Source organism: Dactylosporangium fulvum, from assembly GCF_025137375.1.
Lineage (GTDB): Bacteria > Actinomycetota > Actinomycetes > Mycobacteriales > Micromonosporaceae > Dactylosporangium > Dactylosporangium fulvum.
This window is the reverse complement of record NZ_CP073720.1, coordinates 1,846,504-1,860,563: the sequence shown is the minus strand read 5'-3', so window position 1 is coordinate 1,860,563 and position 14,060 is coordinate 1,846,504. Positions and strand designations below refer to the sequence as shown.

17 protein-coding genes are annotated in these 14,060 nt (G+C 70.6%); 6 read left to right on the top strand and 11 right to left on the bottom strand.

Annotation, left to right across the window (positions count from 1 at the left end; genetic code table 11):
* Positions 1–2: 2 nt before the first annotated feature.
* From Dfulv_RS08670 to dut, 3 genes are all read right to left on the bottom strand, one after another.
* The gene (locus tag Dfulv_RS08670) at positions 3–395 is read right to left on the bottom strand and encodes an OB-fold nucleic acid binding domain-containing protein (RefSeq protein ID WP_259867556.1); all 393 of its coding nucleotides are present in this window, start codon (positions 393–395) and stop codon (positions 3–5) included.
* 63 nt (positions 396–458) lie between these two features.
* Complete coding sequence (locus Dfulv_RS08665) at positions 459–1,250, bottom strand: DUF3710 domain-containing protein (protein WP_406567950.1); 792 nt, start codon at positions 1,248–1,250, stop codon at positions 459–461.
* Positions 1,247–1,726, bottom strand: a complete 480-nt coding sequence (gene dut, locus Dfulv_RS08660; protein ID WP_406567949.1) for a dUTP diphosphatase — start codon at positions 1,724–1,726, stop codon at positions 1,247–1,249. The genes Dfulv_RS08665 and dut overlap by 4 nt, the downstream gene beginning before the upstream one ends.
* 51 nt (positions 1,727–1,777) lie before the next feature.
* On the opposite strand from dut, the gene Dfulv_RS08655 reads away from it, so the two are divergent.
* Positions 1,778–2,236 (top strand): DUF3093 domain-containing protein, encoded by a 459-nt coding sequence (locus Dfulv_RS08655; protein ID WP_259862121.1) that lies wholly within the window; start codon positions 1,778–1,780, stop codon positions 2,234–2,236.
* Here the strand turns inward: Dfulv_RS08655 and Dfulv_RS08650 are convergent.
* Together Dfulv_RS08650 and Dfulv_RS08645 are read right to left on the bottom strand one after the other, a co-directional pair.
* Positions 2,207–2,995 (bottom strand): hypothetical protein, encoded by a 789-nt coding sequence (locus Dfulv_RS08650; protein WP_259862120.1) that lies wholly within the window; start codon positions 2,993–2,995, stop codon positions 2,207–2,209. The genes Dfulv_RS08655 and Dfulv_RS08650 overlap by 30 nt on opposite strands.
* 81 nt (positions 2,996–3,076) lie before the next feature.
* Positions 3,077–3,373 carry a DUF4193 domain-containing protein gene (locus Dfulv_RS08645; protein ID WP_238015955.1) on the bottom strand — a complete coding sequence of 99 codons (297 nt, stop codon included), beginning with the start codon at positions 3,371–3,373 and terminating at the stop codon, positions 3,077–3,079.
* 355 nt (positions 3,374–3,728) lie between these two features.
* Between Dfulv_RS08645 and Dfulv_RS08640 the strand changes: the two genes are divergently transcribed.
* Positions 3,729–4,271 carry a LytR C-terminal domain-containing protein gene (locus Dfulv_RS08640; RefSeq protein ID WP_259862119.1) on the top strand — a complete coding sequence of 181 codons (543 nt, stop codon included), beginning with the start codon at positions 3,729–3,731 and terminating at the stop codon, positions 4,269–4,271.
* Between the two features lie 3 nt (positions 4,272–4,274).
* Here the strand turns inward: Dfulv_RS08640 and Dfulv_RS08635 are convergent, their stop codons facing one another.
* The gene (locus tag Dfulv_RS08635) at positions 4,275–5,060 is read right to left on the bottom strand and encodes an inositol monophosphatase family protein (RefSeq protein ID WP_259862118.1); all 786 of its coding nucleotides are present in this window, start codon (positions 5,058–5,060) and stop codon (positions 4,275–4,277) included.
* A 262-nt stretch (positions 5,061–5,322) separates the two neighbouring features.
* Here Dfulv_RS08635 and Dfulv_RS08630 point away from each other — a divergent pair, with 262 nt between their 5' ends.
* A complete protein-coding gene (locus Dfulv_RS08630; RefSeq protein WP_259862117.1) occupies positions 5,323–6,960 on the top strand; it encodes an RNA polymerase sigma factor in 1,638 nt (545 codons plus the stop codon).
* Positions 6,961–7,246: 286 nt separating this feature from the next.
* Complete coding sequence (locus tag Dfulv_RS08625) at positions 7,247–7,480, top strand: DUF7455 domain-containing protein (RefSeq protein WP_259862116.1); 234 nt, start codon at positions 7,247–7,249, stop codon at positions 7,478–7,480.
* 1,108 nt (positions 7,481–8,588) lie between these two features.
* Here Dfulv_RS08625 and Dfulv_RS08620 read toward each other — a convergent pair.
* Both Dfulv_RS08620 and Dfulv_RS08615 read right to left on the bottom strand, forming a co-directional pair.
* Entirely contained in the window at positions 8,589–10,307 is a 1,719-nt protein-coding gene (locus Dfulv_RS08620; protein ID WP_259862115.1) for a DEAD/DEAH box helicase, read from the bottom strand.
* A 113-nt stretch (positions 10,308–10,420) separates the two neighbouring features.
* Positions 10,421–10,690, bottom strand: a complete 270-nt coding sequence (locus tag Dfulv_RS08615; protein WP_259862114.1) for a DUF3039 domain-containing protein — start codon at positions 10,688–10,690, stop codon at positions 10,421–10,423.
* Positions 10,691–10,751: 61 nt separating this feature from the next.
* Between Dfulv_RS08615 and Dfulv_RS08610 the strand changes: the two genes are divergently transcribed.
* The gene (locus Dfulv_RS08610; RefSeq protein WP_259862113.1) at positions 10,752–11,660 is read left to right on the top strand and encodes a pseudouridine-5'-phosphate glycosidase; all 909 of its coding nucleotides are present in this window, start codon (positions 10,752–10,754) and stop codon (positions 11,658–11,660) included.
* Entirely contained in the window at positions 11,657–12,532 is an 876-nt protein-coding gene (locus Dfulv_RS08605; protein ID WP_259862112.1) for a carbohydrate kinase family protein, read from the top strand. The genes Dfulv_RS08610 and Dfulv_RS08605 overlap by 4 nt, the downstream gene beginning before the upstream one ends.
* A gap of 15 nt (positions 12,533–12,547) precedes the next feature.
* On the opposite strand, the gene Dfulv_RS08600 is transcribed toward Dfulv_RS08605, so the two are convergent.
* From Dfulv_RS08600 to Dfulv_RS08590, 3 genes are read right to left on the bottom strand one after another with little or no spacing between them, the layout of a single operon-like run.
* Positions 12,548–12,898, bottom strand: coding sequence for a DUF3099 domain-containing protein (locus Dfulv_RS08600; RefSeq protein ID WP_259862111.1), 351 nt, complete (start codon positions 12,896–12,898; stop codon positions 12,548–12,550).
* A 46-nt stretch (positions 12,899–12,944) separates the two neighbouring features.
* On the bottom strand, positions 12,945–13,403 hold the full coding sequence (gene mscL, locus Dfulv_RS08595) for a large conductance mechanosensitive channel protein MscL (RefSeq protein WP_259862110.1): 459 nt from the start codon (positions 13,401–13,403) through the stop codon (positions 12,945–12,947).
* Between the two features lie 49 nt (positions 13,404–13,452).
* Positions 13,453–14,025, bottom strand: a complete 573-nt coding sequence (locus Dfulv_RS08590) for an HhH-GPD-type base excision DNA repair protein (RefSeq protein WP_259862109.1) — start codon at positions 14,023–14,025, stop codon at positions 13,453–13,455.
* Positions 14,026–14,060: the final 35 nt, after the last annotated feature.

The following is a 14,060-nucleotide window of genomic DNA, read 5'->3' as shown; positions in this document are numbered from 1 at the left end:
GTTTATCGAGGGGTATCGAGCTCGTAGTACGGGTTGTAGAGCACCTTACGGCCATCGCGGACCGCAATGCGCCCCTTCGCCGTGATCGCCCGACCCGGCTCGATGCCGGCGATGTGCCGCCGGCCCAGCCACACCAGTGTGACCAGATCGCTGCCGTCGAAGAGCTCCGCCTCCAGCGTAGGGAGGTTGGTGCGCGGGGTGTAGACGACGGTGCGCAGCCGTCCCTTCAGGCTCACCACCTGACCCCGGCGGCAGGCCAGCGCCGGCATGCTCCCGCACTCCTTGGCGTCGCGCTGCAGTTCCTCGGCGTCGAGTTCTGCCTCGCTCGCGGTCAGGCGGCGCAGAAACTTTCGCAGTCCTCGCTGCTCCACCGCGTTGTCGCTGTCCGTGGCCATGATGACGGTGCCACCCTCCTTGGCTGTCATGACACCCTCAATACGACGGTACGCGCAATTCCGCTATTTGCGACGAGGCCGAGGTGACGGCTTTCTGCGCCCGGGCTCCTCGCCGTTGGCCGGGGCCCCACCCGACGCCGGGTCCGCCGAAGCCGCCGGGTCCCCCGCGTCCGCCTGGTCCGGCCCGGCCGCACCCTCGGTGACCTCCTTGGGCAGGCGCAGCGGCAGCGGCTCGCGCACCGGCATCGCCTCGTGGCCCCGGTCGACGACCAGGTTGCGCAGGCACTCCAGCAGCGGCGGGGCGACCGACGGGTCGGCCGCGGCCGGGCCCTGGAAGACGGCGCGAACCAGCCAGCGCGGCCCGTCGACGCCGACGAACCGGATGTCGGTCAGCCCTTCCGGGGTGCGGACCCGGGCGCGAAGCTCGGTGCCGTAGTCGCCGCTGATCTCCTCGGCCGCGACGCCGTCGTTGAACAGCTGCTTGCGGATCTCGCCGCGGACCTCGTCCCAGATGCCCTCACTGCGCGGCGCGGCGAACACGCCCAGCTGCAATGCGCTCTCACCCGTGACGAGCACGATCTGCTGGATCTTGCCGTCGTTGTCGGCCTGGACCCGGACCTCGACACCGTCGACCGCCGGTACCTTCAGCGCGCCGAGGTCGAGCTGGGCGATCCCGTCGGGAGCCTCGGTGACGTCGTACGGACCTTCGGCCCGCTCGGACTTGCCGCTCACCGGGGCCTCGACCTCGTCGTCGCCCTCGATGGGGTCGAGGTCGGACTCTGCCCGGCGCGCCGCACCCGGACGGGTGTCGGCCTTGGCGTGCCGTCCGCTCCCGCGATTGCGCGAGAAGATCACTGCTCTGCCTCCAAGTTCGCTGCCGGCGCCAGTCCGGCATGCCCGCCGGTGGACCCGTGGCCACCAGCCCCGCGCACAGTATCGGGAAGGTCATCGACGACGTGGAAGTGTGCCCGCTCCACGCGTTGAATCACAAGCTGCGCAATCCGGTCACCTCGGCTGATCTTCGCCGTGGTCACCCGATCGTGATTGACGAGGTTCACCAGGATTTCGCCCCGGTACCCGGCGTCGACCGTCCCCGGCGCGTTGAGCACCGTCACCCCGAGCCGGGCCGCCAGCCCGGACCTCGGGTGCACGAGGCCCACGTAGCCCTCGGGCAGGGCGATCGCGATGCCCGTGCGGACCAGCGCCCGCTCGCCCGGGGCGAGTTCAACGCTCTCGGCCGCGACCAGGTCGGCGCCGGCGTCGCCAGGGTGTGCGTACGCCGGGAGCGGCAGATCGGGCACGAGCCGCTTGATGAGCACCTCCGTCACCATGCCTCCATCCTGCCGGGTCCTCCGGACGCGTGAACACGTACCCTCGCACTCGTGGCACAGCTGAACCCGTACCGTGAGCGTCTCACCGTCGCCTGGTGGCTCTGGCTGCCCGCGGTGGCGTTCGCCGGACTGCTGGCGGCCGAGGTCAGGCTGGGGGCACCCGGCATGGCGACCTGGATCCCGTACCTCGTCCTGCTGCCTCTGGCCACCGTGGGGCTGTGGTGGCTGGGCCGCATCCGCGTCGAGGTGTCCAACGGCGAGCTGCGGGTCGACGACGCGCACATCCCCCTGCGGTACGTCGGCGAGGTGACGGCTGTGTCCGCAGCCGAGAAGCGGGACCTGCTCGGCCCCTACGCCGATCCGGAGGCCTTCGTCGTCCAGCGACCCTGGATCGGCGGCGCTGTGCGTGTGCAGGTGCTCGACGATGCCGATCCCACGCCGTACTGGCTGATCAGCACCCGCCACCCGGAGGCGCTGCGGTCAGCCCTCGATGACGCGCGGGTTCGCTGACTCCCGCAGGTCCTTGCGGATGTCCGCGCCGAGCGCGAGCGTCGCCCGGCGGTTCAGGAAGCCGCCGATCGCCGCGCCGGTCAGGAACGGTCCCAGGGTGCTCAGATTGCGCCCGAAGCGCTTCAGCAGCCGGTCGCGCAGCTCCTTGCGCAGCGCGGTGCTCATCGCGGCGGCGACGCTGCCGCCGATGCGCAGGGGGTTGACTCCGCGGCGCTCGGCCCAGGCCTGGATCAGCGAGAGCGCGCGCTGGGTGCCGTTGCCCTCGATAGGCCGGCCGTAGACCACGTGCAGCTCGCCGATGAGCTTCATCTCCACCGCGACGACCGCCACCGTCTCGGCCGCCAGCAGGACAGGGGCTGAGAGCAGCGAGGGTGTCACGGCCCACTCGACCGCGGCCACACCGCCGCCGGCGGCGCCGATGCCCGCGGTGACCCGTGAGGCGTTGCGGATCAGCCGCTCGGCGAGCGCGTCACCCTCGAGACCGCCGTGGTGCGCCTTCAGGGTCTCCAGGTCGCGCACGGGGATGTGCGGCGCGACCCTCGTCACTGAGTCGGTGACCCAGTTGATCGCCCTCTTCGGGCGGAACAGGTCCTTGACCCCGCGCTCGCGGACCTCCAGCCGCACGAGGCGGCCCAACTGACGCCGTCGCTCGTTGGGGGCGGTGTCCTCCTCGGTGAGGGCCGTGACGGCATTGGTGAGCTCCGCCTCGTTGACGGGCTCGTTCTCGGCCGCCTCGTCGGCGGGCACCGACTGGACCATCGTCAACCTCCGGGGGATGCGGACCGTTGCCGTTTATGACTCAAGCACGCCTGCGCCACCTCCGCGTGATCAACATCCGGATCACGCGCACTCGCGGCAGATCAGCTCCCCGTTGCGCTCGACCGCCAGCTGGCTGCGGTGGTGCACCAGGAAGCACCGCGAGCAGCGGAACTCGTCGGCCTGCATCGGCAGGACCTTCACCGTCATGTCCTCGTCGGCCAGGTCGGCACCCGGCAGTTCGAAGTTCTCCGCGATGTCGGAGTCGTCGACGTCGACGATCGCGGACTGTGCGTCCGTCCGGCGGGACTTCAGCTCCTCGAGGCTGTCCTCCCCGAGGTCGACCTCGTCGCGTCGTGGCGCGTCGTAGTCGGTGGCCATCGGTGTTCACACTCCTATTTCGTGTCGCCGGTAGGTTTCGCGCCCGGTGTAACGTCCAACGGGCGGCGTACCTTACCGCCCTTGTGCCGTTTGTTGTACGCCCACGCGCGGAAACTTGTTCCCAATGTGACCGAGGCGACACAACGATCTTCCAGCGCCGAACGGGTCCCCGCGCCGCGGCGATGCGACGATACCGCCACCCGACCGTCTCTGTGGGGAGTCGTACCGCAACGGCGAGTGGGAACTTTGTGGTATGTCGGGTAGGACTTCAACATCGACGGCCGGCAGGCGCTAACCTCTCCGGCAGCCAGAGCGTCCTTCTGGTGACAGAGTCGTAGCGGCGCGGGAGCAGACCATGAGTTTTGCGCGAGTCAGAGCACTCGTGGTGATCGGCATCCTGGTCGTCGCCGCAGCGGTTTTCGTGGTCGTCGCCCTGGTCAAGGACCGCCAGAGCGGTCCGCAGTCCGCCGAGAAGTGCGCCGAGGGCGCCGTCGTGGTCAACGCGAAGTTGCCGACCCCCGAAGAGGTCAAGCTCAACATCTACAACGCCACGAGCAAGCCCGGCCTGGCCGGCAACGTGTCGCAGGACTTCCTCGCCCGCAAGTTCAAGGAGGCGAAGGTCCAGACCGCACAGCCCAGCCCGGCAGTGAACAAGCCCACTGACCAGGTGGCCTACATCCGCTTCGGGCCAAAGGCCGTGGGCGCCTCGTGGCTGGTGCGGGCATACTTCCTCAACCAGGCCCGCTACGAGTTCGACAAGGCGCGGCAGGACGACTGGGTCGACGTGATCATCGGCGGCCGGTTCCAGCAGCTGCCCACCACCACCGAGGTCAACCAGGCGATCGGCGCCCTGGGCAACCCGACGCTGCCCGAGGGCACCTGCGCGGCCGACGGGTGACGGTCACGGCCCGCCGGCCGCGTCCAGCTTCACCAGGCGCTCGTGCAGCGGTGCGTGCAGCACCGGCGGTGCCGCGACCACCATGTCCGGCCCGGGCGGCGCGCCGTCGAGGCCGGTCACCAGCACACCCGCCTCCGCGGCGATGAGGCCGCCCGCGGCGTGGTCCCACGGGTTGAGGCCCTTCTCGTAGTAGGCGTCGAGGCTGCCCTCCGCCACGAGGCACAGGTCGATCGACGCGGCGCCCATCCGGCGCACGTCACGGACGTCGCCGATCAGCCCCGCGAGCACCTTGGCCTGGTGCAGGCGCCGTTCCGCCGCGTAGCCGAAGCCCGTGCCGACCAGCGCCTGTGACAGGTCGGTCTCGGCCGAGCCGGTGAGCCGCCGGTCGCCGGTGAACGCCCCGCCGCCACGGACGGCGGTCCACTCCTTGCCGGTGGCCGCGTTGCGGACCACCCCGGCAACCACCTCGCCGTTCACCTCCGCGGCCAGGGAGACCGCGTACTGCGGCAGGTCGTAGAGGTAGTTCACGGTGCCGTCGATCGGGTCGAGGATCCAGCGCACCGGGGCCTCACCCTGCCCGCCACCGAACTCCTCACCCAGTACCACATCATGGGGCCGGGCGGCGAGCAGCGCTTCGCGGACGTGGCGCTCGACCGCCCGGTCGGCGGCGGTGACCACATCGGTGGCCGTGGACTTGGTCGCCACCGCCGCGACGCCTTCGGCCCGCATTTTGTTGGCGAGCGCCGCCGCAGAACGGACGATGGAGACGGCGAGAGCCAGAAGTTCCATGGTCACCATCCTTACAAAGCCCCCCACGGTCCGATTCGAGCCCATCCGTTCGGTCACAACAGGCGAGTCAGGGGCCCACAAGGCGGGATGTTGGCGCGAGAGAGCGTTACAATTCACGCGCTGCCCGCTGTCGCTTGTGAATCCACCCCGGAGGCACAGCGCACGGGCGCCACCAAAGCAACCCGGCCACTCAGCACGGCCGCGCCGTGCGCGAACCCGGCCGCATCGGCCGTCGCTCGCTCATCGCACCGGAAGGTCGTTCGTGACAGCAGCTCACCAGCCCAGCGTCGACGTACGCTCCCTCGCCGACACGCTGATCGCGCGTGCCGCCGCCAACGGAGGCCACCTCACGTCGGCGGAGGTCGCGCAGGCGGTCGACACCGCAGACGTAACCCCCGCGCATGCGAAGAAGCTGCTCCGGAGCCTGGCTGAGGCGGGTGTGACCGTCGTGGTCGACGACTCCGCGCACGGCCGGCGCAAGGTTGCCGCCGCCCGGTCGGCCACCCCGGCATCCAAGGCGGCCACCGCCAAGGCCGCACCGGCCCGCAAGCCGCCGCCCAAGCCGCTGACAGCTGTCGACTCCCCACAGGACGAGACGGCGGTGAAGAAGGTCCCCGTGAAGAAGGCCGCGCCCGAGGCGCCCAACGCTGCACCCGCCGCTCCGGCCAAGAAGGCCCCGCCGGCGAAGAAGGCCACGACGAAGGCGGCGCCCGCCAAGAAGGCCGCCGTCACGAAGAAGGCGTCCCCCGGCGAGGCCGCGGACCCTGCGGCCCCGACCGCGGGCGGCGACGAGCCGAATCTCGAGGAGCTCGACGCCGAGGCGTTGGCGGCCGAGATCGAGGACGTCGTCGTCGAGGAGCCGTCCGAAGTCGCCAAGGCCGAGGCGGATGCCGAAGCCACCGCGACCGACGACGACTTCGCGTGGGACGACGACGAGTCCGAGGCGCTGAAGCAGGCCCGGCGCGACGCCGAGCTCACCGCGTCGGCCGACTCCGTGCGGGCCTACCTGAAGCAGATCGGCAAGGTTCCCCTGCTCAACGCGGAGCAGGAGGTCGAGCTCGCCAAGCGGATCGAGGCCGGCCTCTACGCCGCGGAGCGCCTGCGGGCGGCCGAGGAGTCGGGCGAGCCGATGACGATGCCCGCCTCGCGGGACTACATGTGGATCTCCCGCGACGGCGAGCGCGCCAAGAACCACCTGCTGGAGGCCAACCTCCGGCTGGTCGTCTCGCTCGCCAAGCGGTACACGGGCCGCGGCATGGCGTTCCTGGACCTCATCCAGGAGGGCAACCTCGGCCTCATCCGCGCCGTCGAGAAGTTCGACTACACCAAGGGCTACAAGTTCTCCACCTACGCCACCTGGTGGATCCGACAGGCCATCACCCGCGCCATGGCCGACCAGGCCCGCACCATCCGCATCCCGGTGCACATGGTCGAGGTGATCAACAAGCTCGGCCGCATCCAGCGCGAGCTGCTCCAGGACCTGGGCCGCGAGCCCACCCCGGAGGAGCTGGCGAAGGAGATGGACATCACGCCGGAGAAGGTGCTGGAGATCCAGCAGTACGCGCGTGAGCCGATCTCCCTGGACCAGACGATCGGCGACGAGGGCGACAGCCAGCTCGGCGACTTCATCGAGGACTCCGAGGCGGTCGTCGCGGTCGACGCGGTGTCGTTCTCGCTCCTGCAGGACCAGCTCCAGCAGGTGCTGCAGACGCTCTCGGAGCGCGAGGCCGGCGTGGTGCGGCTCCGGTTCGGGCTCACCGACGGCCAGCCTCGCACGCTCGACGAGATCGGCCAGGTGTACGGCGTGACGCGCGAGCGGATCCGCCAGATCGAATCGAAGACGATGTCCAAGTTGCGCCACCCGTCGCGCTCGCAGGTCCTCCGGGACTACCTCGACTGAGTTTTCGCTCGTGGCGAACCCGGGCCGTCCCTTTTGGGGCGGCCCGGGTGTGTTTCGGGTCACTGAGGGCATTCCAGACCCGTGGCGACGCGCCAACCCACTTGTGATCGCAGCCGGGGCGCGATAGGAAGGCGTAGCGGGGGTTGCACCGACCTCCGCGAAGCTCGACGGAAATGTGACATCGGTCCCGCACACCACCTGGGAACGATGTCGGGCAACCTGGTGTTGAACCAACTGTGAACGACGCAAGGAAGCGTTCGTCGGTGACGATCAGAGGAGGAAGGCGATGACCCCGACCCTCACGCCGCCACCGGAGACGGCGGCACCCCCCGCCGCCGATGAACGGTGCGACCGCTGCAACGCGGCAGGGAAACTCCGAGTTCGGCTCGCCGAAGGCGGCGACCTGATCTTCTGTGGACATCACGCCAACAAGTACGCCGACAAGCTGGTCAAGATCGCGGTAGAGGTAGCCGTCGCCCCAGACTTCACGTGGCGCGGGACCGAGCTTTCGGCCAGCTGACCAAAATACCTACGTCGCAGGGCGTCCCTCCGGGGATGCCCTGCAGTCTTTCCAGCCCACCCCAGGGCGAGAACCGCAGCCCCGACGGTTCCACCCCAACAGTTCCGGCCTCACAGCCCTAGCCCCACGGTCCCGACCTCACGGTCCCGTCCAGCCCTGGGCGGACCCACTCTTGGGCCAGGCTCGACGGACCAGACTCCCGGACCAGACTCGGCGAGCCGGCTCCTGGCCGGACTCCCGGACTAGGCTCGGCGGACCCGGTCCCGGACCAGACTCCCGGACCAGACTCCCAGACCAGGCTCGGCGAGCCGGCTCCTGGCCGGACTCCCGGGCCAGACTCGGCGGACCCGTTCCTCGGTGCACTTGGTTGTCCGCAATACGCGGGGCTGGCTGTCCTCGGCGCGCCCAGCCGCCCTCGGTCCGCCGACTCCTCCGCAGTTCCCCGCAGCCCTTCCGGACTCCCAATCTCCGCCCGATTTATCGGAAATTTCGGGTCACTCAACCCTGCTCCGCGCCGCCGCAAGTTGACCTTGGTCGATTTCAGTGGTCATAGGCACCGAAATCGACCAAGGTCAACTTGAATTGGCACCAGACCACCCCCGAATGTCGGAAATGTCGCAACCATGCGAGCCTGCCCGACCCAGCGAGTTGGGTCCCGTCGTCGAAATGCCGGAAATGTTGTGACCAGACGGGCCTGCCCGGTATCCAGCGGACTCGGCCTCGCCGTCAGACGGGCCCAGGCTCTGTTGTCAGGCAGACTTGGCCCGCCGCCAAGCGAACCCGGGCTCTACCGCCAAACACGCTCGGCCCTGCCGTCGACCGAACCTGGACTCTACCGCCAAGCACGCTTGACCCCACCGCCAAGCGAACTCGGGCTCTACCGCCAAGCACGCTCGGCCCTGCCGTCGAACGGACCCGGGCTCTGCCGTCGTGTGGGCTCGGGCCCCGCCGTCAGGCGGGCCCCGGGCTTTGGCCTTCGTGTTGGGCCTCGCGTCTGGCGCCGACCGGCGGAGGCGCTCATGATCCAGGGAAAGATTCGGTCGCCCAGGCAGCAGAATGTTTCCCATGATCATGGGGTGCTGGTCGAGGTGGGACGCCGGGGCAGGTACTACAGGGTCTGGACCGTGGCTATCCGCTCTTCCAGCTGCTCGATCGTCGCCTGGGCGCTGGGCGGGCCGCCGCACAGGCGGCGTAGTTCGGCGTGGATCTTGCCGTGCGGCAGGCCTGTGCGGTGGTGGTGAGCGGCCACCAAGGTGTTGAGCTGGCGGCGCAGGACGATCCGGCGCTCGCCCGCGGTGCGGGGCTGCTGCGCTGGGGCCGGCTCCGCGATCGTCGCGGCCGGAGCGCTGCGTTTCTGGGCCGCGAGCTGTTCCGCCTGGCGCTTCGACAACAGCGCCGACACCTGGTCGGGGGTCAGCAGGCCGGGCAGCCCGAGGTACTCCTCCTCCTCAGGGGTCCCCGTCTGTGCCGGCAGGCCGAAGGTCGCGCCGTCGAAGATGATCTGGTCGAGCTCGGCCGTCGCGGACAGGGCCTCGAAGCGTTTCTCCAGCTCGCCGCTCGCGTCCTCGGCTCGCTGGGCGCGCTCGAGCAGGTCGTCGTCGAGGCCGTCCTTCGTCTTCGGCTCGCCGAGGACGTGGTTGCGCTGGGCCTCCATCTCGCTGGCGAGCTCCAGCAGGTGGGGCACGCTGGGCACGAACACCGTGGCCGTCTCGCCCTGGCGGCGGGCGCGGACGAACCGGCCGATGGCCTGGGCGAAGAACAGCGGGGTCGACGCGCTCGTCGCGTAGACGCCGACGGCCAGCCGCGGGATGTCGACGCCCTCGGACACCATGCGGACGGCGACCATCCACCGCTCCTGCGAGGCGGAGAACGCCGCGATCCGGCCCGAGGCGCCGACGTCGTCGGAGAGGACGACCACGGCCTTCTCGCCGGTGATCTCGCCGAGGACCTTCGCGTAGGAGCGGGCCGACTGCTGGTCGCTCGCGATCACCAGGCCGCCCGCGTCGGGTATGCCACCGGCGCGCAGGTTCTGCAGGCGGGCGTCGGCCGCGCGCAGGACCTGCTGCATCCACTCGCCGGTCGGGTCGAGAGCGGTCCGCCAGGCCTGCGCGATGAGGTCCTGCGTCATCGGCTCGCCGAGCCGCGCGGCCAGCTCGTCACCGGCGGAGGTGCGCCAGCGGGTCTCACCCGAGTACGCCAGGAAGATCACCGGCCGGACGACGCCGTCCTGCAGCGCGTCGGCGTATCCGTACACGGTGTCGGCGCGCGAGCGTTGCAGGCCGTCCATGCCCCGCTCGTACTGCACGAAGGGGATCGGATTGTCATCGGAACGAAACGGCGTGCCGGTCAGCATCAGCCGCCGCACGGCCGGCTCGAACGCGGCCCGCACCCCGTCGCCCCAGGAGCGCGAGTCGCCGGCGTGGTGGATCTCGTCGAGGACCACGAGGGTCTTCCGCGTGATCGTGCGCCGCTTGTGTACCGCCGGCGCGATGCCGACCTGGGCATAGGTGACGACGGTGCCGTGGAAGTCGGACGACGCGTGGACGTCGGAGTTACGGAACCCGGCGTCGAGGTCGATGCCGACCCGTGCCGCGGCCTCTGCCCATTGCGTCTTCAGGTGCTCGGTCGGAGCGACCACGGTCACGTTGTCGATCGTGCCGTCGGCGAACAGTTCCAGGGCCACCCGCAGCGCGAACGTGGTCTTGCCGGCGCCCGGCGTCGCGACCGCCAGGAAGTCCTCGCGCTTGCCGCGCAGGTACTCCATGAGCGCCTTGCGCTGCCACACCCGGAGCGTCTGACCTTGCTGCACCACCGGACGCGGCGGCATGCGACCCCCTCGAGACGACCACGCATGAAAACGCCTCCGGGTCGTGGACCTCGAAGGCGTTCGTCAGCCTAGCGGGCGCGCGCCGGTGAGACCCCGGCACGCGCCGAACGTCACTACGACGGATCGTCGTTCTGGACGACGTTCTCGTAGATGTCCTTGCACACCGGACACACCGGGAACCGGCTCGCGTCACGCGTGGGAACCCAGAGCTTGCCGCACAGCGCGCGGACCGGAGTGCCGTTGACCATGGCCTCCATCATCTTGTCCTTCGGCACGTAGTGCGCGAACTTCTCGTGGTCGCCGTCGTCGTATCGGTAGTCGGTCCGTTCCTCGACCTGCTCGTCGAGGAGGGTCCCGCCACCGTTCTCGGGTGTGGTCGTCACGGCTCCCAGTCTGCCAGGCTCGACGAGGTTCGGCCCGCCGAGGCGGGGCTATGGTGGGCTGGTGATCAACCACGCCATCCGGTTCGGCTCCGAAGTCGAGGCGGCCCGCACCGCCGGCGCGCCCATCGTCGCGCTCGAGAGCACGATCATCTCGCACGGGCTGCCGCGCCCGGCCAACCTGACCGTCGCGAAAGAGATCGAGGCGACGGTACGGGCCGAGGGCGCCGTCCCCGCCACGATCGGCATGATCGGCGGCGAGATCGTGGTCGGCCTCGACGAGGGTGAGATCCACCACCTGGCCGGCAGCGACGACGTGGTCAAGTTGTCCGTGCGTGACCTGGCCCCGGCCGCCGCGGCCCGCGCCGACGGCGCCACCACGGTCGCCGCCACCTCGGCGATCGCCGCGAAGGCCGGCATCCCGGTGTTCGCCACCGGCGGCCTCGGCGGTGTCCACCGCGACGCCTCGGCCACGTTCGACGAGTCGGCCGACCTGACCGCCCTGTCCCGCCTGCCGATCACGATCGTCTGCGCGGGCGTCAAGTCGATCCTCGACGTCGGAGCGACCCTGGAGCGGCTGGAGACCCTCGGCGTCAGCGTCGTCGGCTACGGCACGCGGCGGTTCCCCGGCTTCTACCTCACCGACGCCGGCTTCGACCTCGACTGGTCCGTCGCCGACCCGGAGAGCGTCGCCGAGATCATCCGTGCCGCGCGCACCCATGAGGTGCACGGCGGGGCGCTGGTCGTGGCCAACCCGCTCCCGGCCGACGAGCAGCTCGACCCGGCGCTGCACGATCGGGTGCTCGCCGAGGGCCTGGCCGGACTCGCGCGGGACGGCGTGACCGGTAAGGAGGTCACCCCGTACCTCCTCGCGCACTTCCACACGGCCACCGAGGGCAAGAGCCTCGACGTCAACGTCCGGATCATCCTGCGCAACGCCCAGCTGGCGGCCCGCATCGCGGCGGCCCTGTGACGGTCGTCGTGCTCGGTGACGTGGTCACCGACATCCTGACCGTGCACGAGGGCCCCCTCGCCATCGGATCGGACACCATCGCCGCCGTGCGGATCAGCGGCGGCGGCTCCGCGGCGAACACCGCCGCCTGGCTGGCGGCGACCGGCCACCCCGTCGTGTTCGCGGGGGTGGCCGGCGCCGACGAGCCGGGCGACGCGCGGCTCGCCGAGCTCCACGCCGCCGGGGTGCGGACGTCGGTCCGCCGGGTGTCCGGCGCAGGCAGCGGCACGGTCGTTGTGCTCACCTCGGGCAACGAGCGCACGATGTTCACCGACCGGGGCGCCAACCGGCTCCTGTCCCCCGCCGACGCGGACCGGGCTCTCGACCATCCGGGTGCCCGGCACCTGCACCTGTCGGCATACGTGCTGTTCGACCCGGACTGCGCGCCGGCGGGACGTCATGCGCTGGAGGAGGCGCGGCGGCGCGGCATGACCACGAGTCTGGACGCCGCGTCGGCCGCTCCCTTGGCGCACGCGGGCGCGAAGACGCTGCCATGGGCCGACCTCCTGCTGGCCAACCTCGACGAGGCGCGGGTGATCGCCGGCTCGGACGGCACCCCCGGCGAGCTGGCCACGGCCCTGCTGGAGCACGCCGGCCAGGTGGTCGTGAAGTCGGGCGCCGGCGGCGCCACCTGGACGGCCCGGACGGCGGGGTCACCTGTGCACGTCGCCGCCGTGGCGGTGGGCGAGGTGGTGGATCCGACGGGGGCAGGTGACGCCTTCGCCGCCGGTTATCTGGCGGCGTGGCTCGGTGGCGCACCGCCGGAGGAGGCCCTGCGGCGGGGCAACGAGCTCGGCGCGGCCGCCGTCAGCCGGCTCGGCGGCCGGCCGTGACCCGCTGAGCGGCGGTCACTTCTCGACGTCGATGACCCGGTGCTCGCGGTCGTGGAGCGCGTGGGCCGGGTCGGGATGGGACGTGGGCCGGCGGTGGAGCTTGTTGCGGAGCTGGTGCTCGGGGCGCGGGGCCTTGTCGTTGGCGAGGAGGACCGCGGCCCACGGCAGGACCACCGCGCCGACGATGCACAGGGTGAGCCAGAGCCAGAGCAGCGGCGGGCGGGTCGCGACCAGGATGGCCGCGACCACCACGCAGACGGCCCGGAGCAGCATCATGAGCACGTAGCGCACCTCACGCTCGCGGAGCTCCTGCTCGGGACTGCGGGCCGCGTCGGTGATCAGCTGGGGACGTTCCCTGCGTGCCATTACCCCGAGTCTGCCACGCCTGCGGCCCGGACCGTTAGGGAGGCGCTCAGACGTCCATCGGTTTCACCGGCGCCGAGTGAGCACCGCCCGCGTGCACCCCACCCACGTTGCGCTCACGCTCGGTGGTGCCGGTCTGGAGCAGGTCGCGGATCTCGGTGAGCAGCCGTACCTCGTCGCTGGGCGCCTCCGGCTCCGGCGCGACCCCGCGCTTGCGGCGCTGGGCGAGCTTGTTCATCGGCAGTACGACCAGGAAGTACACGGTCGCCGCGGTGAACAGGAAGGTGATCACCGAGTTGACGAACGTCGGCCACTCGAGGACCTGCTTGCCGATCGGGAGGCCCTGCTGGCCGTCGATGCCGATGCCACCGGTCAGTTTGATCAGCGGTTCGAGGAACGACTTGGTGAACGAGGTGACGACGCCGTTGAAGGCGGCGCCGATGACAACGGCGACGGCAAGCTCGATCACGTTGCCGCGCGTGATGAAATCCCGGAAACCCTTCAGCACGGTAGGCACCCTACGGCCCCCGGGTTACAACCGCACCGGGGGTGGGCCCCTAGGCCTTCGCCTTCGCGGCCGCCTTCATGGTCTGCTTGTACTCGCGGACCTTGGCCAGGGACGCGGCGTCGACGATGTCGGCGACCGAGCGGTACGAACTCTGCTCGCCGTACGCACCTGCGGCCGCACGCCAGCCGTCGGGCTGCACGCCGTACTGCTTGCCGAGCAGCGCGACGAAGATCTGCGCCTTCTGCTTGCCGAACCCGGGCAACGCGCCGACCCGTCGGAGCAGCTCCTGCCCGGTCTCGACGCCGGCCCAGAGCCCGGCGGCGTCGCCGTCGTACCGGTCGGCGAGCGCCTGGCAGACCTCCTGCACCCGGGCCGCCATCGCCTTCGGGAACCGGTGCAGGGCCGGTGTCCGGGCGAAGATCTCGACCAGCGCCTCGGGGTCGTAGGCGGCGAGCTCCTCGGCGGTGGGCTCGTGCCCGATCCGCTGCGCGAGCACGTGCGGCGAGGAGAACGCCTTCTCCAGCGGTACCTGTTGGTCGAGAACCATGCCGATGAGCAGCGCGAGCGGGCTGCGCGTCAGCAACTGGTTGGCGTCGTCGTCGATCGGCAGCGTGATGGCCATGGCGAACATCCTGCCCGGTCGGCCTCACCCTGCGC

What these genes read in the sequence shown, in the direction of transcription:
- Dfulv_RS08600 (WP_259862111.1), bottom strand. Translation starts at nt 12,898, where the DNA reads ATGGCACGCAGGGAACGTCCCCAGCTGATCACCGACGCGGCCCGCAGT.
- Dfulv_RS08625 (WP_259862116.1), top strand. Translation starts at nt 7,247, where the DNA reads ATGACCCCGACCCTCACGCCGCCACCGGAGACGGCGGCACCCCCCGCC.
- Dfulv_RS08635 (WP_259862118.1), bottom strand. Translation starts at nt 5,060, where the DNA reads ATGGAACTTCTGGCTCTCGCCGTCTCCATCGTCCGTTCTGCGGCGGCG.
- dut (WP_406567949.1), bottom strand. Translation starts at nt 1,726, where the DNA reads ATGGTGACGGAGGTGCTCATCAAGCGGCTCGTGCCCGATCTGCCGCTC.
- Dfulv_RS08670 (WP_259867556.1), bottom strand. Translation starts at nt 395, where the DNA reads ATGGCCACGGACAGCGACAACGCGGTGGAGCAGCGAGGACTGCGAAAG.
- Dfulv_RS08590 (WP_259862109.1), bottom strand. Translation starts at nt 14,025, where the DNA reads ATGGCCATCACGCTGCCGATCGACGACGACGCCAACCAGTTGCTGACG.
- Dfulv_RS08620 (WP_259862115.1), bottom strand. Translation starts at nt 10,307, where the DNA reads ATGCCGCCGCGTCCGGTGGTGCAGCAAGGTCAGACGCTCCGGGTGTGG.
- Dfulv_RS08640 (WP_259862119.1), top strand. Translation starts at nt 3,729, where the DNA reads ATGAGTTTTGCGCGAGTCAGAGCACTCGTGGTGATCGGCATCCTGGTC.
- Dfulv_RS08650 (WP_259862120.1), bottom strand. Translation starts at nt 2,995, where the DNA reads ATGGTCCAGTCGGTGCCCGCCGACGAGGCGGCCGAGAACGAGCCCGTC.
- Dfulv_RS08645 (WP_238015955.1), bottom strand. Translation starts at nt 3,373, where the DNA reads ATGGCCACCGACTACGACGCGCCACGACGCGACGAGGTCGACCTCGGG.